21 protein-coding genes and 1 tRNA gene are annotated in these 19,099 nt (G+C 63.2%); 8 read left to right on the plus strand and 14 right to left on the minus strand.

Annotated features, from left to right (window positions below; translation table 11 throughout):
* Position 1: 1 nt before the first annotated feature.
* From DT068_RS23455 to DT068_RS23510, 12 genes are all read right to left on the minus strand, one after another.
* On the minus strand, positions 2-901 hold the full coding sequence (locus DT068_RS23455) for a cyclase family protein (protein WP_119392327.1): 900 nt from the start codon (positions 899-901) through the stop codon (positions 2-4).
* Entirely contained in the window at positions 902-1,240 is a 339-nt protein-coding gene (locus tag DT068_RS23460; RefSeq protein WP_119392328.1) for a hypothetical protein, read from the minus strand.
* 103 nt (positions 1,241-1,343) lie between these two features.
* On the minus strand, positions 1,344-3,815 hold the full coding sequence (locus tag DT068_RS23465; protein ID WP_119392329.1) for an HAD family hydrolase: 2,472 nt from the start codon (positions 3,813-3,815) through the stop codon (positions 1,344-1,346).
* A gap of 15 nt (positions 3,816-3,830) precedes the next feature.
* Positions 3,831-4,625, minus strand: coding sequence for an MBL fold metallo-hydrolase (locus tag DT068_RS23470; protein WP_119392330.1), 795 nt, complete (start codon positions 4,623-4,625; stop codon positions 3,831-3,833).
* 3 nt (positions 4,626-4,628) lie between these two features.
* Positions 4,629-5,423 (minus strand): TatD family hydrolase, encoded by a 795-nt coding sequence (locus DT068_RS23475; RefSeq protein WP_119392331.1) that lies wholly within the window; start codon positions 5,421-5,423, stop codon positions 4,629-4,631.
* The gene (gene metG / locus DT068_RS23480; protein WP_119392332.1) at positions 5,420-6,967 is read right to left on the minus strand and encodes a methionine--tRNA ligase; all 1,548 of its coding nucleotides are present in this window, start codon (positions 6,965-6,967) and stop codon (positions 5,420-5,422) included. Before metG ends, DT068_RS23475 begins: the two co-directional genes overlap by 4 nt.
* Before the next feature lie 17 nt (positions 6,968-6,984).
* Positions 6,985-8,013, minus strand: coding sequence for a DNA polymerase III subunit delta' (locus DT068_RS23485; RefSeq protein WP_119392333.1), 1,029 nt, complete (start codon positions 8,011-8,013; stop codon positions 6,985-6,987).
* Positions 8,010-8,642 carry a dTMP kinase gene (tmk, locus tag DT068_RS23490; protein ID WP_119392471.1) on the minus strand — a complete coding sequence of 211 codons (633 nt, stop codon included), beginning with the start codon at positions 8,640-8,642 and terminating at the stop codon, positions 8,010-8,012. The genes DT068_RS23485 and tmk overlap by 4 nt, the downstream gene beginning before the upstream one ends.
* 1 nt (position 8,643) lies before the next feature.
* Positions 8,644-9,810: a D-alanyl-D-alanine carboxypeptidase family protein gene (locus DT068_RS23495; RefSeq protein ID WP_119392334.1), complete on the minus strand. Its 1,167-nt coding sequence runs from the start codon at positions 9,808-9,810 to the stop codon at positions 8,644-8,646.
* A gap of 67 nt (positions 9,811-9,877) precedes the next feature.
* Positions 9,878-10,816 (minus strand): septal ring lytic transglycosylase RlpA family protein, encoded by a 939-nt coding sequence (locus tag DT068_RS23500; protein WP_119392335.1) that lies wholly within the window; start codon positions 10,814-10,816, stop codon positions 9,878-9,880.
* 118 nt (positions 10,817-10,934) lie between these two features.
* A complete protein-coding gene (locus DT068_RS23505; protein ID WP_119392336.1) occupies positions 10,935-11,849 on the minus strand; it encodes a tetratricopeptide repeat protein in 915 nt (304 codons plus the stop codon).
* Between the two features lie 90 nt (positions 11,850-11,939).
* Positions 11,940-12,368 (minus strand): DUF2147 domain-containing protein, encoded by a 429-nt coding sequence (locus DT068_RS23510; RefSeq protein WP_162914403.1) that lies wholly within the window; start codon positions 12,366-12,368, stop codon positions 11,940-11,942.
* Positions 12,369-12,548: 180 nt separating this feature from the next.
* On the opposite strand from DT068_RS23510, the gene DT068_RS23515 reads away from it, so the two are divergent.
* From DT068_RS23515 to DT068_RS23520, 3 genes are all read left to right on the plus strand, one after another.
* Positions 12,549-12,638: transfer RNA gene (locus tag DT068_RS23515), tRNA-Ser, on the plus strand.
* Positions 12,639-12,735: 97 nt separating this feature from the next.
* A complete protein-coding gene (locus DT068_RS28175; RefSeq protein WP_162914404.1) occupies positions 12,736-12,879 on the plus strand; it encodes a glycine zipper domain-containing protein in 144 nt (47 codons plus the stop codon).
* A gap of 148 nt (positions 12,880-13,027) precedes the next feature.
* Complete coding sequence (locus DT068_RS23520) at positions 13,028-13,351, plus strand: putative quinol monooxygenase (protein WP_119392338.1); 324 nt, start codon at positions 13,028-13,030, stop codon at positions 13,349-13,351.
* A 9-nt stretch (positions 13,352-13,360) separates the two neighbouring features.
* Here the strand turns inward: DT068_RS23520 and DT068_RS23525 are convergent, their stop codons facing one another.
* Complete coding sequence (locus tag DT068_RS23525; RefSeq protein WP_162914405.1) at positions 13,361-13,909, minus strand: DUF4166 domain-containing protein; 549 nt, start codon at positions 13,907-13,909, stop codon at positions 13,361-13,363.
* A 216-nt stretch (positions 13,910-14,125) separates the two neighbouring features.
* On the opposite strand from DT068_RS23525, the gene DT068_RS23530 reads away from it, so the two are divergent.
* Complete coding sequence (locus DT068_RS23530; protein WP_162914406.1) at positions 14,126-14,428, plus strand: hypothetical protein; 303 nt, start codon at positions 14,126-14,128, stop codon at positions 14,426-14,428.
* 431 nt (positions 14,429-14,859) lie between these two features.
* Positions 14,860-15,531: an outer membrane protein gene (locus tag DT068_RS23535; RefSeq protein ID WP_119392341.1), complete on the plus strand. Its 672-nt coding sequence runs from the start codon at positions 14,860-14,862 to the stop codon at positions 15,529-15,531.
* Positions 15,532-15,661: 130 nt separating this feature from the next.
* Here DT068_RS23535 and DT068_RS28440 read toward each other — a convergent pair whose 3' ends face one another.
* Positions 15,662-15,832, minus strand: coding sequence for a hypothetical protein (locus tag DT068_RS28440; RefSeq protein WP_368905088.1), 171 nt, complete (start codon positions 15,830-15,832; stop codon positions 15,662-15,664).
* Between DT068_RS28440 and DT068_RS23540 the strand changes: the two genes are divergently transcribed.
* The 3 genes from DT068_RS23540 (at position 15,831) to DT068_RS23550 (ending at position 19,087) form a co-directional block, all read left to right on the plus strand.
* Positions 15,831-16,901, plus strand: coding sequence for a lytic murein transglycosylase (locus DT068_RS23540; RefSeq protein WP_368905089.1), 1,071 nt, complete (start codon positions 15,831-15,833; stop codon positions 16,899-16,901). The genes DT068_RS28440 and DT068_RS23540 overlap by 2 nt on opposite strands.
* A gap of 68 nt (positions 16,902-16,969) precedes the next feature.
* Positions 16,970-18,004: an Ldh family oxidoreductase gene (locus tag DT068_RS23545; protein ID WP_119392343.1), complete on the plus strand. Its 1,035-nt coding sequence runs from the start codon at positions 16,970-16,972 to the stop codon at positions 18,002-18,004.
* A gap of 183 nt (positions 18,005-18,187) precedes the next feature.
* Positions 18,188-19,087 (plus strand): DMT family transporter, encoded by a 900-nt coding sequence (locus tag DT068_RS23550; protein WP_119392344.1) that lies wholly within the window; start codon positions 18,188-18,190, stop codon positions 19,085-19,087.
* Positions 19,088-19,099: the final 12 nt, after the last annotated feature.

Consider the following 19,099-nt stretch of genomic DNA (forward strand, 5'->3'; position numbering starts at 1 on the left):
TTCATGCGTTCAGATGCGCATGTGCTCGAACGGGAAAAGTCCCCATGCCCTTGATCTTCGGCGGCACGGCGGTGAACCGGAAACCTGAGGCAGGCAGCGCCGCAAGCCCGGTCAGGTGCTCCACGATCGGGATCTCAGCCGCCAGCAATATCGAATGAACCGGGCGCGCGCCGCCCGATATGTCGTCGATATTGAGCGAATCGATTCCGACCAGCAGCGCGCCCTGATCGCGCAGATAGAGAGCCGCTTTCTCGGTGAGGAACGGATGTCCCTCGAAATAGCGGTCGGTCCGCCAATGCCGATCCCAACCGGTATGGACGAGGACGGCGTGACCGGCGCAGTCGACAGGGGCGAAATGATGCCAATCGATCGCGCGCTCAATGGCGCCGGTTACACGCACAACGACGCCTGGCACGTCCGATACTTTGCGCAGCGCGAGCTCGGTCAGATCATGCCCGTCGGCATAGCGATGGAACGGCACGTCGATATAGGTGCCGGTATTCGAGACCATCTCGATCCTGCCGATCTGGAACTCAGTGCCGGCCGCATAGACCTTGCGTGACTGCTCACGTGACAGGTGATCGCAGATGAGGGGCGCGGGCAGGCCTTTATAGGTGATCATGCCGCTCTCGATCACATGGCTCAGATCGACGACCGTGCCGCTGGTCCCGTCGGAAAGTTCAGCAGATCCCGCGGCACGCTTGTGGCGCTCCTCGATCACCTTCTTATTGAGGATGCGCACCGTTCCGACCATGAGCAGGCGCAGATCCTTGATGATATAGGCGGCGAGCGCATCATCGGAGATGTCGTCACCGTCGATATCGAGACGGAAGTCCTGTCCCTGTATGCCGCCGCCATTCGAGAATTCCACCTCGAAGTCAAAGCAAACGCGCTTGTCCATTCATGCGTCTCCCGATTGGGGGGCGGGCGCCAGCGCCGGCCAGTCTTGCTCGAGGGCCGTTGCCGGCGTCGCGATATAGCGATCGAGATGGTCGCGGCCACGGAAACCGTTGTCCAGCACCAGGCAGTCCTCGCCATAGACATGCCAGAGGGAGCGCAGCTCGGCCGGAGTCTGGTCCGTCACTCTCAGCTCCTCGACCGATGCACGGATGCGCGCTTCGGCGTAAGCGCGTGCCGCTGAGAGCGTGGCAAAGCCGTCGACGCGGCGCTCAGCGCCGGGTTCGCCCATATGGGCGAGGTCGAGAACGAGGACGGAGAAGGCATCAGCCCGGGGCTTCATCCCGCCCGCCCTTCATTCGCATAATGTATATTATGGAATATTTCTGGATGACGGCAAAGCCGGCAAAGCCTTTGAATTGGCTGGGCTTTGCCGGCTTCCGCTTTCAGCGCGGGATTTCCTGCTTGGGCCATGATGGGCTTGGGCACTTGCCGCCCGTCGTGCTCGTCTGGTTGTAGAAGTTCACGCAATCGAACCAGTATGGCGTCTGCGTCGCCCATGGCGTCGTGCCGAATCTCGCATGCAGCACGTCATAGGCCGCCTTCGAATATTTGCCGTGGCCGCCATGCCAGTTGCAGCCATAGCGCGTGGTCTTGATCGCCAGCGCCAGCGCCTCGGCCGCCGAGGCATCTTCCTTGCGGGCCGTCTTGCCCCATTTGGTCGCCGCCGTCGCCAGCAGCTTGGGCGCGCTCGGCATCTGGCTCAGCGCCTTGATCTCGCTCCAGCTGACGCTCTTGACCACGGGATGCGCCTTGAGGACGCTTTCACGCTTCCTGGCGAGGTCCGCCACGGCATTGGCCTCGAGCACGGGCTCGAGCGATTTCGCCGACCATGACGCACGCTCGACGCCGGTGATACTGTCGAAGTCGTTGCGCAGGCCGCCCAGCAGCCGGTCCGTCTCGAACGGGCACCACCAGTTCTTGTCGTTGTGATCGAAGGAATCGAGCGCCGTAACATCACCGCCGCTGGTCATGGTGATCGGTTCCCAGATGCCGGGCGCATTGACCAGGATGCCCATGCGCGGCGTGCGCAATATGGTTAACAGCCGGCGGTTCGCCTCATTCGCCTTTGGATAATCCGTCGCCACCTTGTCGGCGACCGCCTTCACTTCCGGATTGAGCGCATAGAGCTCATCGGTGAAGGATTTTTCCGGCGCGCGACCACGCGCAAAGAGTCTTGTCCAGGCCGTGCGGACGAACAGCGCGCGCTCATCGCGATTGAACAAGGTCTCGTTCTTCGCCATGGCCCGCAGGTCCTTGGCAGGCAGGAAGTTGAGCAGCGCGGCGCCGGTCTTCTCCGTGTCATGGGAAAGCGCCTTTTCCCATTGCGCCCGGTCTTCCGCCGCCCACATGCCGATCTCGGCCAGCACGCCGGCGGTTCCCTGGCCATTGCTCAACGAGGCCCAGAGATCATCCTTCAGGAGCTGATCGCGGAACGTGCGGGCCTCCTCGACCATGCCCTGCCCGATCAGATACTGGCCGAACGGCACGAGCGCATTCTGCGTATAGGCGTTGGACTTCTTGAACGGATAGGCATCAAGCCCGCCATAGATCTCGTCGAATTTCCCGGCCAGCGCCGAAAGCCTGACCGCATGGGTGAGGAACGTTCCGGCAGCCGCCGTCTCAGGCGCCGTGCCGCAGCTGTCATTCGCCGCTTTGGCCGCGGCCTGCGCCTTGTCCCACAGTGCCTTGCGGCTGGCATCGTCGGGCCTGGCTTTCAGAGCCTCGAAGACATCCTTGGCCAAGGGCGGCGTGCCGGCGACGAGGGCCAGCGACCGGTCGACCAGCGACTGGGTGCGCGCTTCCCATTTCGGCCCGATGAACTGCCAGGGCGCTTTCGTATAATACTCCTGCGCCGTCTGACCGCCGATCATCCACGGCACCATGGCATGCTGGCGCGTGGCATCGACAATCGCCTTGGAGATGGTCGGGTTCTCCGGCAGCTTGCCATCCAGCCACCAGTCGTCGGCCTTGGCCCGAATGCCGACGAAATCGATATCATAGAGCGCCCGCCCATATTCCTTGGCGAGCTGCGGCGAGGCCTGGATGTCCTTGGTCGGCTTGTCGAGGACGGCAATCGTATCGTTGATGAGGCCGCTCCAGCCGGGTGCGGTGTCCTCGAGATTGGCGATATAGCCGAGGAGCTCCTGGGTGATGCCATGCACGCCGGCGAGTGCCGGATCGGCAAGGATGGCTTTGGCCTCGGCCCGCGCTTCGGCGAGCTGTTTTCCATTGGCGAGGATATTCGCCACCATGTAGCGCGCGGCACCCTTATGCGGCGACGCGGAGGCGCCGATCGCCTTGTAGAGATCGACCGCCTTGGTGCGGTCCGTGTAGAAGGCGAGCGTTGCCGACTGATAGGCGCGATCCGCCTCCTGCAGCTCCTTGACCGGCGATTGCTGGTCGCTGAGCGGGCCGGGCAGCTCGGCGATCTTCTCGCCATCGCAGGCGGCGAGCACCGCCAGCTGCACGGTGAGCCACTGCTTCACATAAGGACTGGTCTTGCCGAGATCGGCTATGCGCTTTTCCAGCACCTCGCGCGGATAACCGAGCCGGCACTCATAGCCATAGTAGTTCGGCTGTTTCGCCTCGGGCAGGATTGCGGCGGTGAGCCTCTTGAAGGCATCGGAATCCTGCCAGGAGGAATAGCTGCCATAATCGGGATCGATCATCGGATCACCGAGGCCCTTCAGCACGCGATAGGTGCGCGCCGAGAACGGCTCGCGCGCATAAAGGTCGATCGCGCTCGTAATCTTGGCTTCATCGCGCGCTGAACCATCGGGACAGGCCTGCTGCGCCAGCAAGGGCGTGGAGCCGAACGCCAGGAGGGCGACCAGGGAAACGATCCGGCGGGACATGGGCTACTCCCCTTCTCAAAACGGCAGAATCATACCGTCATAAGCGGGTTCGATATAGGGGGGAAGCTCGCGTTTCAGGGTGGCGAAATCGAGGTCGATATGCATGTTGGTGAGGACGGCGCGCTTCGGCTTCAGCCGCTCGATCCAGGCCAGCGTCTCGGGCAGGCTGAAATGGCTCGGATGCGGGACCGGCCGCAGCGCATCGACCACCCACAGATCGAGGCCGCTCAACGCGGCGAGGCTCGCTTCGGGGATGGCGTTCACATCCGGTGTATAGGCCATATTGCCGACCCGGAAGCCGAGCGCGTCGATATTGCCGTGATGGACCACGAAAGGCAGGGCCCGGATCGCGCCCCCCTTCCCCACGATCTCGACCGGTTCGCCGGCGGTGATGCGGTTGAGGCGCAGGATCGGCGGATAGTCGCTGCCCGGCGCCGTGATGAAGCAATAGCCGAACCGGCTGACCAGGAGACTGGCGGTCTTCTCGTCCGCCCAGATCGGTATGAGATGGCGCTGGCGCAGATAGAAGGCCCGCAGCTCATCGATGCCATGCGTATGGTCGGCATGCTCGTGGGTGAAGAGGACGGCATCGAGCGCGTCCGTGCCGGTGGACAGCATCTGGTCGCGCAGATCGGGCGATGTGTCGATGAGGACTTGCGTCTCGCCACCCGCGGCCGCGAGGCGGAGCAGGATCGAGCAGCGCCGCCGCCGGTTTCTGGGATTCTCCGGATCGCACAGGCCCCAATTGTTGCCGATGCGCGGAACCCCACCCGATGAGCCGCAGCCCAATATGGTGAGCGACCCGGCCATGGATCACGGCACCCAGCCGGGCTTCGGCACCTTGTCGAACAAAGCGAAGAAATTGCGGCTCGTGGCATTCGCCATCTCCTCAGCCGTCACCGCCTTGACCTCCGCCAGTTTCTCGAGCGTCTTCACGACAAAAGCGGGCTCGTTCGATTTGCCCCGGTACGGCACCGGCGCGAGATAGGGCGCGTCTGTTTCGACCAGAAGACGGTCCATGGGCACTTCGCGTGCCGTCTCCCTGATGTCCTCGGCATTCTTGTAGGTGAGGATGCCGGAAAGCGAGACATAGGCGCCGACCTTGAGGCCGCGGCGCGCCAGCTCCGCTTTCGACGAAAAGCAATGCAGGAGCGGCTTGAACGCACCCTTTCGCATCTCCTCTTCGAGGATGGCGGCAGTGTCGGCTTCCGCATTGCGGCTGTGGATAACGAGCGGCAGGCCGGTGCGGCGCGCCGCTTCGATATGGACGCGAAAGCTCCGGGCCTGGCTGTCGCGCGGGCTCAGATCATAGTGATAGTCGAGCCCTGCTTCGCCGATGCCGACCACTTTGGGATGCTGCGCCAGCCGCACCAGATCGTCCGCCGTCACGTCGGGCTCCTCGGCGGCATTATGCGGATGCGTGCCGACCGTGCAGAAGACATTCTCATATTGCTCGGCCAGCGCCAGGACCTGGTCGAATTTCTTCACCCTGGTGCCGATCGAGAGCATGAGCCTGACCCCTGCCCCCTCGGCACGCGCGATCACACCGGCAAGGTCCTCGGCGAGGCCCGGATAGTCGAGATGGCAATGGCTGTCGACGACATTCATGCCGGCGCGTCGGCCTCGTCCACATAACGTGGGAAGACTGCGGCCGGTGCCGGCAGCGCGGTGTCGGAGACGAGACGTCCGGCATTGCCCAGTGCCGCAAAATCTCGCCTGTCTGCTGGGACCGCCAGCAGATCGAGCAGCTTGTTGGCCGAGACCGGCATATAGGGCTGCGCCAGGATGCCGACCTGGCGCAGGATCTCGGCGGTCACATAGAGCACCGTTCCCATCCGCTCGGGATCCGTCTTCTTCAGCGCCCAGGGCTCCTGGCCGGCGAAATAACGGTTGGCATCGGCGACGACCTTCCAGATCGCGTCCAGCGCCTTATTGATCGCCTGAACGTCATGATGCGTGCGGCATTCGGCGAGAAGTGTATCGGTCGCGGCGAGAATGGCCTGATCTTCAGCCGAGAGCTTTCCGCAGGCGGGAACCTTGCCGCTGCAGTTCTTGCCGATCATCGACAGCGAGCGCTGCGCCAGATTGCCGAGATCGTTCGAAAGATCGGCATTGATGCGCGCGATGATCGCTTCGTGGCTGTAATTGCCGTCCTGGCCGAAGGGCACTTCGCGCAGGAAGAAATAGCGCACCTGGTCGACGCCATAGCGCGACACGAGCTCCGCCGGCGAGATGACATTGCCGACCGACTTCGACATCTTCTCGCCGCGGTTGAACAGGAAGCCATGGCCGAAGACGCGTTTGGGCAGCGGCAGGCCTGCCGACATCAGGAAGGCCGGCCAGTAGACGGCATGGAAGCGCACGATGTCCTTGCCGATGATATGCAGATCGGCCGGCCAGTAGTGGTTGCGTGGGCTCTTGTCCGGCCAGCCGGTGGCGGACAGATAATTGGTCAGGGCATCGAGCCACACATACATGATGTGGCCCTCTGCTCCCGGAACCGGTATGCCCCAGTCGAAGGTGGTGCGCGACACGGAGAGATCCTGCAGGCCGCCTTTGACGAAGCTCACGACCTCATTGCGCCGCTCCGCCGGTCCGATGAAATCGGGCTGGTCGGCATAGAGCTTGAGGAGCTTGTCCTGATAGGCCGACAGCTTGAAGAAATAGCTCGCCTCCTCCACCCATTCGACCGGCGTGCCGGTCTTGGTGGAGAATTTCCTGCCGTCGCGGTCCTCGATCTCGTCGGCGCCGTAGAAGGCCTCATCGCGCACCGAATACCAGCCGGAATAGTTCGACAGATAGATGTCGCCCGCCTCTTCCAGAAGCTTCCACAAAGCGCTGACGGTCTTCTTGTGCCGGGCATCCGTGGTGCGGATGAAATCGTCATTCGCACAGCCAAGCAGCGCCACCATGTCCTTGAAGAGCTGCGCCATTTCGTCGACGAAGTCGGCGGCGGTGCGGCCCTGTTTGCGTGCCGTCTGCTCGATCTTCTGGCCATGCTCGTCGGTGCCGGTGAGGAACATCACGTCGTAGCCGTCGAGCCGCTTGAAGCGCGCAAGCGCATCCGTCGCCAGCACCTCATAGGCATGGCCGATATGGGGAGCGCCATTCGGATAGGAAATGGCGGTGGTGATGTAGAACTTCTTCGTCACTCGGAATTCTCGATTAATTACGCGGCTTTAGCCGATCCGAGAACGGTCAGCGCATCAAGGATCGTCTGGCGGCGGTCGAGGTTTAGGGCATTTGCCAGGCGAAGGGAATGCCCGATCTCCTCATGCGCGCGGGCAAGGGCGGCTCCCTCGCCGGCGATTGCCGCGCGCCGCGCCAGGTCGGCGACGAAGGTCAGCAGCAACTCGGTGAAGACCATAAAATCCTCTGCCATGTCACGTCCCTGTAGCCCGTCCGCGATCGATATTTTGGCTGCGAGATCAAGGTTTTGCGAGCGAGACATGATCTGGCGCAGGAGGTCGAAATACTTCGCCCCTTGCGAGTTCAGAAGCTCGAGCGCCCGTCCCGGGCTGCCTTGCGAGAGGCGCACCGCCCGCTCGACCTCTTCGCCGCTCTGATCGGCCATCGGCCCGACGACGGAGATCGTGTCGGCCTGGCTCAAGGGGGCCAGATCGAGCCTCAGGCACCGCGAGCGGATCGTCGGCAGAAGCCGGCCGGCCTGGTGGCTGACCAGGACGAACAGCGAGCGCGCCGGCGGCTCCTCGAGAATCTTGAGCAGCGCATTGGCCGATTCGGTGTTGAGGTCCTCGGCCGCATCGACAATGCAGATGCGCCAGCCCCCCTCGCCCGCTGTACGGCTGAAGAAGGCGCTGGCCCGGCGCACATCGTCGACCGCGATCTCGGATTTGAGCCGCTCGGCCTTGGCGTCATAAGCGCGTTCGAGGGTGATGAGATCGGCATGGCCTCTCGCCGCGATGCGGTGCGCAACGGGCGCTTCGGCCGGAACAAACAGGCCGGTGCGCTCCGCCGTCGCACGCGGACCGGGAAAGCTCAGGAGAAAGCGCGCCACGCGATAAGCGAGCGTCGCCTTGCCGATGCCGCGCGGCCCGGCGAGCAACCACGCATGATGCATGCGCCCCGACGCCCATTGCCGGATGAGCGTTTCCTCGGCCGCCTGGTGGCCTACGAGGTCGGTGCGCCGGCGCGGATGATGCTCCGTCTCGCGCGGATCTTCGGCGTCATCGCTCATGTGGCACCTGCGAGAGGTGCGACCAGGCGCCAGATGTCCTCCGCGACGGCTTGATAGGACCGGCTCGAATCGATCACCCGGCAACGCTGCGGGTCTTGGGCGGCGATCGCGAGGAAGCCCTGGCGCAGGATGCGGTGGAATTCGAGACCCTTCTTCTCGAACCGGTCTTCGGCGCTGGCGCCGCGGCCTTTGGCACGCTTCAGCCCAAGCTCGGGATCGACATCGAGGATCAAGGTGAGCTCGGGCCGCGTTGCCCCGACGATGCGGCGCTCCAGCGTTTCGATCAGTTCCATGTCGGCGCCACCGGCCACGCCCTGATAGGCGCGCGTCGAATCCATGAAGCGATCGCATAGAACGAGGTCGCCGCGCGCCAGCGCCGGCCGGATCGTCTCGCGCAAATGGGTCTCGCGGGCGGCGTAGTTGAGAAGTGTCTCGGCGGTTGCCGACCACCGCCCCGCGCTGCCGGTGACCAGCAGTGTCCTTATGTCTTCCGCCCCGGGCGAGCCACCCGGCTCCCGGGTCAGGACGACACTCTTGCCTTTCTTGCGCAGGCTCTCGGCAAGATCGCGGGCATGCGAGCTCTTGCCGGTGCCTTCGCCCCCTTCGAAAGTGATGAAATGGCCTGGCACTTCAGCCGCCAAAGGTCATATACAGCAGGCTGTCCCAAGCTTTGAGCCACATGGAGGAGACCGCGGCGATTTCCGCCGATGTCTCGATCGGGAATTCGGCGACGGTGCGGCCTTCGAGATTGAACTGGATGGAGCCGGCCTTCTCGCCCGCTTTCACCGGCGCCAGAAGCGGGCCCATATAGTGCAGGTCGACGGTGACCTTCTGCTGCTCCTGGGGCGACAGCAGGATGCGGATCGACTGCGGCGTCACCAGATCGACCCACCGGCTCTCGCCGCCCCACACCCTGGCCCGCGCCACGCGGTCATTGGCGTTGTAGACCTCGATCGGCCGGAACTGCTTGAAGCCCCAGTCGAGGATCTTCTGCGATTCCTTGCGGCGGTCGTTGATCGAGCTGGCGCCATTGACGACCAGCACCAGGCGGCGGCCATCGCGGATGGCCGTGCCGACCAGTCCATAGCCGCCTGCCTTGGTGTAGCCCGTCTTCATGCCATCGGCGCCCGGATAGTCGATGAGCAGCGGGTTGCGGTTCTTCTGGCTGATCTTGTTCCAGGTGAACTCACGCTGGCTGTAATAGTGATAATATTCGGGATAGGTCTTGATGATGTACTGCGCCAGGATCGAGAGCTCGCGCACCGACATCAGATGCTGCGGATCCGGCAGGCCGGTGGCGTTGCGAAAATTCGCCTGGGCGAGGCCCAATTGGCGCGCGCGGCGGGTCATGCGGTCGGCGAAAGCCTCTTCCGATCCCGCCATCCCTTCAGCGACCGCGATGCAGGCGTCATTGGCGGACTGCACGATGATGCCCTGGATAAGGTCGGACAATTTGATCTTCGAGTTGACCGCGGCATACATCGTCGAGCCGCCCGAGGGCGCTCCGCCCCTGCGCCAGGCGTTCTCGCTGATCAGGAACTCCTGATCCATCGTGAGCTTACCTTCCTTCAGCGCGTCGAAGATCAGGATCGCGGTCATCAGCTTCGTCATGCTGGATGGCGGGATCTGCGCATCGGCCCCTTTCTCATAGAAGACGATGCCGGTGCGCGCGTCGATCAGGATGGCGTTCGGTATGCTCGTGTCGAGCGGTGGCGGCAAGGGCGCCGTCTGCGCGGCGGCTCCCGCGACAAGGAGAAAGCTGGCACAGATGACGGCAAGGAAGCGCTGGATGACCATGGGACGAAGCTAGAAGCCTCCCCCGCTGAAATCAACCATCACCGAAGCTCAAATTGGAGTGCAGGGATCAGAGTGCCGCACTGGCCATGATGAGGTGCGCATCGGGATGTCCGAGATCGACGGCCTGGCGCAGCGCGACCTGGGCCTGCCCTTCGTTCCGGATCGGGCCGATGCGGACGCGATAAAGCGGGCCTGCAGATCCGACCAGCTGCTGCACCTCGACGGGACCTGAAGCCGCGAGCTCCTCGCGGGCACGCTCGGCATTGTAGGGATCGGCAAAGGAACCTACCTGGACGAAATATTCGGGCGACTGATAGTCGTTGGTGGCAGACGCGATGGTCTGCTCCGGCTGATGGCTGCCGTAGTTGGGCTCGGCTTCGGCCAATTGCGTCGGCCGGCTCACCGCCTCGCCATTCAGCATCGCCATCATCTGGCGGACCGATGCACCGTTGCGCAATTCCTGGTTCAGGGCGGCGAGATGCTGGCCCTGGTCGTTGAGCGGCGCCGGCCCCATATACTGCACCCGCACCTTGGCCATGCCTTTCGGCTTGAAGTCCAGCACTTCCGCCGAACGACGTGACATGTCGATGATGCGGGTGCCGACGAAGGGCCCGCGGTCATTGATGCGCACCACGACGGTACGGCCGTTTTCCAGATTGGTGACCTTCGCATAGCTCGGCAGGGGCAACGTCGCATGCGCGGCGGTGAGCTCGTTCATGTCGAACCACTCTCCATTCGACGTCATGCGGCGGTGGAATTGCGGGCCGTACCAGGAGGCGATGCCGGTCTTGTCGTAGTTGGGCTGCTCTTTGGGGGTGAACCGCACGCCGGCGACCTCGTAGGGCTTGCCGACATGATAGCGCCCGCCGCCTTTGGGCAGCGGTCCGGCCTTGGAATAATAAGGGCTGCCGACGCCGGCGAAGGGATCTTTCTTGGCCGAAGAGCACCCGGCCACGACAAGGCCGATGGCTAAGACAAGGGCTGAGTGCTTGACCAGCAGACGCATAGACTATTCCCCATTCGCGGGCCCCCCGGCCCGGTCGCGCCATCGGCGCGGGAACAGTTTTGGCGTCACCGTCGTAAAGGTGGCGTTCACATACGTGGTTAACGGAGGGTGGAGATCGTCACTCGCTGGACGAATCCGACTTCACTTTTTTCTCAGGCGGCGGCGGAGTTGCCGGCTGAGCGTCGAGCGGATTGGCGGCGCTGAGCGGCGGCGGCGTGATGCCGTCGGTGACGCTTTTTCCGGCCGGCGTCGTCGTGGTGGCGGGCTTGTCGGGTGCCGCCCCTGCCGGCTCGACCGCCGGATTGGCTTCCGACTTGATGACGAGCGGCGCCAGCCGCTTCTCGCTCTTGCTCGCCGCGTCATTGCCCTTGGCAGCGGCCTGGCGGTAAAGGAACAGCGCCTTGGCCATGTCCTGCTCGGTGCCCCAGCCTTTTTCATAGAGGCCGCCGAGATTGTTGATGCCCCAATCATAGCCCTGGTTGGCCGACCGCTCGAAGAGGTCAAAGGCTTTCTTATAGTCCTGGTCGACGCCCTTGCCGCCCAGATACATGAGGCCGAGATTGTTCTCGGCCATGGCAAGCTTGCCGTCGGTTGCCTTCTGGTACCACTCGACCGCGGTCTTGTCGTTCTGCTCGACGCCGAGGCCGTGCTGGTAGCAATAGCCCAGCCAGTTCTGCGCCTCGACATGCCCCTGCTTGGCGGCCGCGGCATAGAGCTTGGCAGCGCGTTCGGGATTCTTCTTCAGGCCGGGAGCGCCCTCATGAAACAATGTGGCGAGCTTGAACTGGGCTTCGGCATTGCCCTGGTCGGCCGCCCGCCCATACCATTTGGAGGCTTCCGCCTTGTTGAGCTTGGCGCCTTTGCCGCTCTCATAGGCATTGGCCACGGCGACCTGCGCCTCTTCATCGCCCGCCTTGGCGAGCGCCAGCTTCTTGTTGAAGGGCAAGGTATCCAGCGTCTGGGCCAAGGCGCTCACCGAGGCGAACGCCGCGATGCTCATGCCGGCCAAGGCAAGGCTCCATCTGCGCTTCATCTGCAAACTCCCGGTCTCCTCATCATCAAGCCCTGCGAGTCTGGGCACAAAATGTGTCAGCACTCTGACTTGATTAACGGGCCGTCCCGCTCAGTTCACCTTGTTGAAGGTGTTGGTCTTGCAGAAGATGCCGGCGACACAGCCCTTGAGCTTCATCACGGTCCCGTTGAGGGTCATGGTCGCGCTGTAGGTCTTGCCGTCATCGGCATTATAGATGGAGCCCTTCCAGGTATTGTCTCCGGCGGGCTTCATGTCGCTGAGCACGGCGAGCCCCATCAACGGGCGGTTGCGCAGAGACGGGTTCTTGTTGTGACGATCGATCTTGGGCTTGCCGTCCTTGTAGGTCGGCTCCCTGAGGCCGACGATATTGGCGCATAATTCGCCGCCGCATTGCCGGACCTTCACCGTGACTTTGCCGCTGTCGAGCCGCCAGGTGCCGGACGGATCGCCCGCATGCGCCAGGCCCGATCCGGCGACCAGGCCAAGGACGGCAAGGCTGGCAAGGGTGATTGCTTTCATCTGTGATCTCCGCATCTGTGTGCCGTTCAGGGGAGAATATGCCGATCCCCTTGATTTGTCACAAGCCCTTGGCGGGCAGTTTGGCCAGTTGAATGGCAACATAATGTCGAGTTTGAGGCAATGGCCGTTAGCCATAATCCCTTGCGCCCGCAGGCAACAATGCTATGTGAGGGCGGCGACGGAGGGGTGGCAGAGTGGTCGATCGCGGCGGTCTTGAAAACCGTTGAGGGTTCACGCCCTCCGGGGGTTCGAATCCCTCCCCCTCCGCCACTTTCAGTTATGCGCCGCCGGCTTTCCAGAGGGTCAGGAACCTTCCGACCCGGGACAACATTGACGTGACCTCTGGCCGCTTGCCGCCCGAGGCGAAATGAAGAACAGCAAGATCCCCCTTGGAATTGCGATCGGCATTGCCGCTGGCGCCGTGGTCGGCGTCACGATGGAGAATGTCGGCTGGGGGATCGGTGTCGGCCTGGCGCTTGCTATTGCGGTCGCAACCGCATGGAAGGCCTAGCCGCTAATCATACAGGTCGTACTTCGCCCACAGCGCATGCGGGATTTTCGCGCCGATCGCCATGCGCGGAATATGACCTCCCAGGTAATCGACTTGGCGCGCGCGCCTCCTCATCATGAGCCGTCAACATTCATCAGAGGATGCCGCAGTGGCCGTTACTTATGTGATCAAGTTTCAAGTCATCCCGGATGAGCGCGCCCGCTTTCTGTTGCTGCTCGAGGGTGTGCTCGATGCGATGCGTGCCGAGCCCAAATTTCGCGAGGCGATCCTGCATCGCGATCCCCAGTCGGATTGCCGCTTCATGCTCTATGAGACCTGGGAGGATCATGACGATGTGATCAAGGTGCAACTGCACCGGCCCTATCGGCAGGCATGGCATGCTGCGCTGCCTGCGCTTCTGGCAGTGGATCGCGAAATTACAGTTTGGGAGCCGCTGCGCGCCGACCGCGCTCGAGCCGCCGGCAAATCCTGACGCGCCAGTCTAGGGCACGGAAACAACGAGCCATCCCCGATAGCGCACGATGAGCCCGGTCAGCGGGTGAGCGATCTCGACATGGAATCGGAAGCGCCCGTCCTCGACCGCCTCGAAAGCCGTCGAGCGCGGGCACAACGCCATGGGGAGCGGGATGCCGAAGGCGCTCCAGCGGCGCAGCCCCAGGGACAGGCGCCCCTGATCCAGCATGACGGCCATGGCGAAAGTGAGGGCGCCGAAGCGCTCGCACAGCAGACCTTCGGATCGCCCCTCGCCGGCGAACTGTTCGCTGTGGAAACTGTCCGGTCCGAAGGTCCGGATCCAGGTTTCCCGGCCTTTCACAACCACGAAACGCAGTCTGACGACCGTATCTGCAGTGGCCTGGGGAAAGCCGACCATTGCTGCGGCCAGGCCCGCCAGAAGCCCCTGCCCCCGCTCGACGCTGCCCCGCCCCTTGGCATGGAGCGTGCCGCAAACATCATGCATGGCCCGGATTTCGGCCGGCAGGTCCTGCCAGGCCGCCCCCATTATCCGCTTGTAGAGCGGAATTTCGCTCACCGGCTCTCCCATGCCCCGTTATCATTCCCAAAAACCGTATTCCCGACAATGGCACGCTTGAGACTGAACCCGGAACAGGCACGCCCCATTGCCGTCGTTCCAGGCCCCCTCGGCCAGTTAACGCAGCCCCGGCGGGCCCGTTGACAGAGCGGAAGCGGCATCCGAAAAGATATCTGCGAGGTGGGCAAATCAGCCCCTGGAAGGGAGAACAAGCGGATGATTAGGATGATGATGGCGGCGGCAGGGCTGTCGCTCGGCTTGATGATGATGCCTGTGGCGACGGTGCCGGCCCAGGCCGGCGTCGATATCGACATCAATATCGGCGGCGGTGGCAAGCACCGGATCAGCTGCCGGCGTGGTGCGCGGATCGTGGAAGATCGGGGTTTCCGGCGCGTCCGGGCGCGCAACTGCAGCGGCAGGAACTACAGCTATTTCGGCCGCCGTCGCGGCGATGGTTTCATCATCGTGGTGGATGCGCGGCGCGCCCGCATCATAGACGTCCGGCCGATCTACTACTGATAGACGGTTTTGGATCCCGGTTCACGGGCAGGAATTCCGCGTGTGGGTGTAACCTTCACGCCACATCGACCAGGCAGCGGGCCATGTGCCCGCTGTTTTTGTTCCCGATTCCCTTGGCGGAATATTTACGCAGGGAAATCGTGGCGAAGACACAACAGCCGGAAAGATTGCATTTCTATCGACGGCGTGGCGGTTCGCTAACGATTGTCTGCTGTATAATCGCCACAGGCCACAAGAGACAATCCACACAGCACCCGACCTTGAAGGGACCGCGAGGTCCCTTTTTCTTGCCAACCACAAGCGTCTCGTGCCGGTTCAATTGTGGCCAGTTTGCAACAGTCGGAGCAAATCGTCATTCCTTACGCTGGGTACGGCTGGCTCCCGGGAAAGCCAGCAGATATGAATTGGGGGAATTCTGATGGGAGAGGCAAATGTTCAAGAAGTTATCGATCGGCCTTGCGACGGCCCTGACCTTCGGCGTCGCGGGCTATGCCAGCGCCGCCGACTATTCCGAGCCGGCGCCGGCCTGCAAGGACTGGTCGGGGGTCTATATCGGCGCCCATGCCGGCTACCTTTGGGGTAATGGCCAGGCCGATTCGGACGATGATCCGACTGTCGATGCCAATATCGATCCGGACGGCTTCATTGGCGGCGCGCTCATCGGCGGGAACTTCCAGGCCGATTGTCTGGTCTTCGGTATCGAGGGCGACGTGGGCTTCGGCGATGTCAACGGCGACGATGATAGCGTGATCGACGGTGCCACCGACCCGGTCGGCGCTGAAGCGGACATCGACTGGAACGGTCATATCCGCGCCCGTCTCGGCTATTCGGCCGGCGAGATCATGCCGTTCATCGCCGGCGGTCTGGCGGTGGCGGGGGTCGATGTCGACACCGATCTCGGTGACGACGACAACACCCATTGGGGCTGGACGATCGGCGGCGGTATCGACTGGGCCGTGTCGGACAGCTTCGTCATCCGCGCCGAATATCTCTATGACGATTACAGCTCCGAGACCTACACCATCGACGGCACCGATGTTGACGGTGATTTCGACACGCACACAGTGCGCGCCGCGCTCATCTGGAACTTCGGCGGCCTGTAATAACGTATCAAAATCAAACGGCAAAAAGGGCCCTGCGGGGCCCTTTTCTGCTTTCCGGGCCACCCTTGCCCGCACCTGGACGGTACGCGCACCGACATTGCTGAATCGCAGCCGAACCGGTAAGTGTCGGTCACCTCAGCCATGGAGTCAGCATGACGGTGAAGCTCTCCGCCTTTTTCCTTTCCGCCTCCCTTGTTGTCGCCTCTGTCAGCGCCGCTGCAGCGGAAACATGCGGAACCCCTACCAGTCCCTCGAAATTCCCGAGCTGGCTTTCGGGCGTCAAAAAGGAAGCCGCCGGCATGGGCATTTCCAGGCGCGCCATAGCCGCCCTCGATGGCATGACCTATGACCCCTCGGTCATTAAGCGCGACCGGTCGCAAAGCGTCTTCTCTTTGACTTTCCTGGAGTTTCAGGCGCGCTTGATCTCGGCCGGGCGCATGAACAAGGGCGCTTCCCTCATCAAGCAGCATTCGGCGATTTTCAAGAAGGTGGAGCAGCGCTATGGCGTGCCGGCCGCGGTCATCACCGCCTTCTGGGGGCTGGAGACCGATTTCGGCGGCTATATGGGTGATTTCCACACCATCCGGTCGCTCGCCACATTGTCCTACGACTGCCGCCGACCGGAAAAATTCCGCCCCCAGATATTCGCCGCCCTGCAGATTCTCGACCGCGGCGACATGACCGCCGACGACATGGTCGGCGCCTGGGCGGGCGAGATCGGCCAGGTTCAGTTCCTGCCCGCCGACTTCCTCGAGAGCGGCGTCGATGCCGATGGCGACGGCCGTGTCGATCTCAAGCGCAGCATTCCCGACATCCTGATGTCGACCGGCAGCCTTCTGACCAATCACGGGTGGCAGGCCAACCAGCCCTGGCTGCAGGAAGTGCAGGTGCCGGAGAAGATGCCGTGGGAGGAGGCCGACATCGCCATCAAGCATCCTCGCGCGCAATGGGCCAAATGGGGCGTGAAGCTCGCATCCGGGAAATCCCTGAAGGGCGACAATGCCCGGGCCTCCCTGCTGCTGCCCATGGGCCGCCACGGCCCGGCTTTCCTGGCCTATCCGAATTTCACCGATGTCTATCTCAAATGGAACGAATCGCTGATCTATTCGACGACGGCTGCCTATTTCGCCACCCGCCTTGCCGGCGCGCCTCCGGTCGGCAAGGGCAACGGCCCGGTCAATGCCCTCGATTACAACCAGATCATGGAGCTGCAGAAGATACTTGTCCGCATGGGCTATGATGTCGGCAAGATCGACGGCAAGCTCGGCGCCGCCAGCCGCGCCGCGGTGAAAAGCGTGCAGATCAAGCTCGGCCTGCCGGCCGATTCCTGGCCGACGCCGGATCTGCTCGCACGCCTGCGCAAGAGCTAAGCATCGGACCGAAAAGTGCGCAGCGGTTTTCGGGACAATCCGATGCGCAATCAGGGACAACTTCTTCCATGACTGAGACTGGGCGGCGTGTCGCCGCCGAAAAGCTGGCGGCTTTCTCATTTGCCGTCCTGAGCTCCGCCGGCGCCGACCAGGATTCGGCCGAGGCGACGACGGGCGCCATGATCCACGCCTCGCTCCTCGGCGTCGACAGTCATGGCATCCGGCTCCTGCCCTTCTATGCCGATTGCCTGCGCAGCGGCATCTGCAAGCCGACGCCCGCCATCAAGATCACCCATCCGCGCCGCAGCGCCGTGCTGGTCGATGCCGATGACGGGCTCGGTCATCTGCCCACCTACCGCGCCATGGACGAAGCCTGCGCCATTGCCCAGGACACCGGCATCGGCATGGGTGTGGTGGTCAACTCGACCCATTTCGGCGCCGCCGGCGCCTATGCGCTCGCCGCCGCCAATGCCGGTTTCATCGGCTTCGCCACCTGCAATTCGGGCGCCTTCGTCGTTCCCTTCGGCGGCAAGAAACCCATCCATGGCACGAGTCCCATCGCTATGGCGGCTCCTCTGGCCGGGCGCGATCCCTTCCTGCTCGACATGGCGACGAGCTCCGTTCCGTGGAACAAGGTGCTGCGCTACCGCACCGAGGGCCTGCCTTTGCCCCCCGATGCGGCACTCGACGCGGACGGCAATTACACGCTCGACCCGAATGAAGCCGTCTGCCTGGGACCGGTCGGCGGCGCGGGCTTCGGCTACAAGGGCGCCGCCCTCGCCGGCCTGACCGAGGTGCTGGGCGGCATGCTGACCGGCATGCGGCTTTCGCTCGAGCAGAATGGCGTCGCGCTGGCGGACACCAAGGTCGGCCATTTCGTGATGGCGATCGATCCGGCGACCTTCGTGCCGGCTGAGGTTTTCGCCGAGCGTCACGCCACCTATCTCGACGGCTTCAAGACGCAGCCCGGCACCATGCCGGCCGGCGGCCCCGAATGGGCCCGTCGCATGGACCGCACATCCCACGGCGTTCCCTTGCCCGAAGGCCTCTATCGCGAGCTCAAGGCCGCCGCCAGAAAAGCCGATGTCGCCTTTACCCTTTGAAAGCGCCATGCGCGGCGCGCATTCATGATCGCCCGGATTGGCAATTGGCTTCCTTCCGCCTGTTGCTTATAGCTTCGGCCAGGAGCGCTTTCCTGCGAGGAAGCGCTCAAACCTATATGTAATTGAGCCCTTTATCCCGTTGGGATCGAACCGGCTTGATTCGATCCCAAACGGGAAGGCTCAATGAGCGTTGCGGGAGACACCGTCAGGCAGCACGACGACCATGCCGCGGGCATCCTGTGGATGCTTGCCACGGTGTTCTGCTTCATCTCCCTCGATACCTTGATGAAGGAACTGCTCGAGACCTACTCGCTGCTGCAGGTCACCTGGGCGCGCTTCTTCTTCGCGACCATCGTCGCCATCGTGGCGGCCGGATCGAACCTGCCGACGATCGTGAGGAGCAAGGCGCCGACCATGCAATTGTCGCGCTCCCTGCTGCTGGCGCTGACGACCGGCGTTTTCAACGCGGGCGTGCGCCTGGTGCCGCTCGCCACCGCGACGACCATCATGTTCCTGTCGCCCATCCTGGTGACGGTTCTTTCCATCCCGCTGCTCAAGGAGCATGTCGGTCCGCGGCGCTGGATCGGTGTCCTGATCGGCTTTCTCGGTGCGCTGATCGTTGTGCGCCCGTGGGAAGGCCATGCCGGCCTGTTCCTCAGCGGCGCCGGGCTGCTTCTCGTCGCAGCGCTTCTCAACGCCAATTATCAGATATTCACCCGCAAGGTCCGCCTTTACGACGAGCCCCTGACCTCGCTCTTCTACACGGCCGTCGTCGGCGCGGTAGTGACGACCCTGTTCCTTCCCTGGCATTGGCAGTGGCCCACCGCTTTCGACTGGCTGCTCATGGTTGGCGCGGGTCTCCTGGGCGGCGTCGGCCACCTGTTTCTGATCCAGGCCTTCAGGCGGGCACCTGCCTCGGTCGTGGCGCCTTTCTCCTATGTCTCGCTGATCTGGGCCGCTTTGTTCGGCTGGTTGATCTTCTCCGAATGGCCCGATGCCGGGACATGGCTGGGGGCCGCCTTGATCATTGGCAGCGGCCTTTACATTTACCACCGCGAGAGACAGCATAGTCCCAGAAACTGATCCGGAGGATGG

Origin of the sequence: Taklimakanibacter lacteus (assembly GCA_003576695.1) — a bacterium.
Classification (GTDB): Bacteria; Pseudomonadota; Alphaproteobacteria; order Rhizobiales; family Aestuariivirgaceae; genus Taklimakanibacter; species Taklimakanibacter lacteus.

What these genes read in the sequence shown, in the direction of transcription:
- DT068_RS23455 (WP_119392327.1), bottom strand. Translation starts at nt 901, where the DNA reads ATGGACAAGCGCGTTTGCTTTGACTTCGAGGTGGAATTCTCGAATGGC.
- DT068_RS23460 (WP_119392328.1), bottom strand. Translation starts at nt 1,240, where the DNA reads ATGAAGCCCCGGGCTGATGCCTTCTCCGTCCTCGTTCTCGACCTCGCC.
- DT068_RS23465 (WP_119392329.1), bottom strand. Translation starts at nt 3,815, where the DNA reads ATGTCCCGCCGGATCGTTTCCCTGGTCGCCCTCCTGGCGTTCGGCTCC.
- DT068_RS23470 (WP_119392330.1), bottom strand. Translation starts at nt 4,625, where the DNA reads ATGGCCGGGTCGCTCACCATATTGGGCTGCGGCTCATCGGGTGGGGTT.
- DT068_RS23475 (WP_119392331.1), bottom strand. Translation starts at nt 5,423, where the DNA reads ATGAATGTCGTCGACAGCCATTGCCATCTCGACTATCCGGGCCTCGCC.
- DT068_RS23485 (WP_119392333.1), bottom strand. Translation starts at nt 8,013, where the DNA reads ATGAGCGATGACGCCGAAGATCCGCGCGAGACGGAGCATCATCCGCGC.
- DT068_RS23495 (WP_119392334.1), bottom strand. Translation starts at nt 9,810, where the DNA reads ATGGTCATCCAGCGCTTCCTTGCCGTCATCTGTGCCAGCTTTCTCCTT.
- DT068_RS23500 (WP_119392335.1), bottom strand. Translation starts at nt 10,816, where the DNA reads ATGCGTCTGCTGGTCAAGCACTCAGCCCTTGTCTTAGCCATCGGCCTT.
- DT068_RS23505 (WP_119392336.1), bottom strand. Translation starts at nt 11,849, where the DNA reads ATGAAGCGCAGATGGAGCCTTGCCTTGGCCGGCATGAGCATCGCGGCG.
- DT068_RS23510 (WP_162914403.1), bottom strand. Translation starts at nt 12,368, where the DNA reads ATGAAAGCAATCACCCTTGCCAGCCTTGCCGTCCTTGGCCTGGTCGCC.
- DT068_RS28175 (WP_162914404.1), top strand. Translation starts at nt 12,736, where the DNA reads ATGAAGAACAGCAAGATCCCCCTTGGAATTGCGATCGGCATTGCCGCT.
- DT068_RS23530 (WP_162914406.1), top strand. Translation starts at nt 14,126, where the DNA reads ATGATTAGGATGATGATGGCGGCGGCAGGGCTGTCGCTCGGCTTGATG.
- DT068_RS23535 (WP_119392341.1), top strand. Translation starts at nt 14,860, where the DNA reads ATGTTCAAGAAGTTATCGATCGGCCTTGCGACGGCCCTGACCTTCGGC.
- DT068_RS23540 (WP_368905089.1), top strand. Translation starts at nt 15,831, where the DNA reads ATGGGCATTTCCAGGCGCGCCATAGCCGCCCTCGATGGCATGACCTAT.
- DT068_RS28440 (WP_368905088.1), bottom strand. Translation starts at nt 15,832, where the DNA reads ATGCCGGCGGCTTCCTTTTTGACGCCCGAAAGCCAGCTCGGGAATTTC.
- DT068_RS23545 (WP_119392343.1), top strand. Translation starts at nt 16,970, where the DNA reads ATGACTGAGACTGGGCGGCGTGTCGCCGCCGAAAAGCTGGCGGCTTTC.
- DT068_RS23550 (WP_119392344.1), top strand. Translation starts at nt 18,188, where the DNA reads ATGAGCGTTGCGGGAGACACCGTCAGGCAGCACGACGACCATGCCGCG.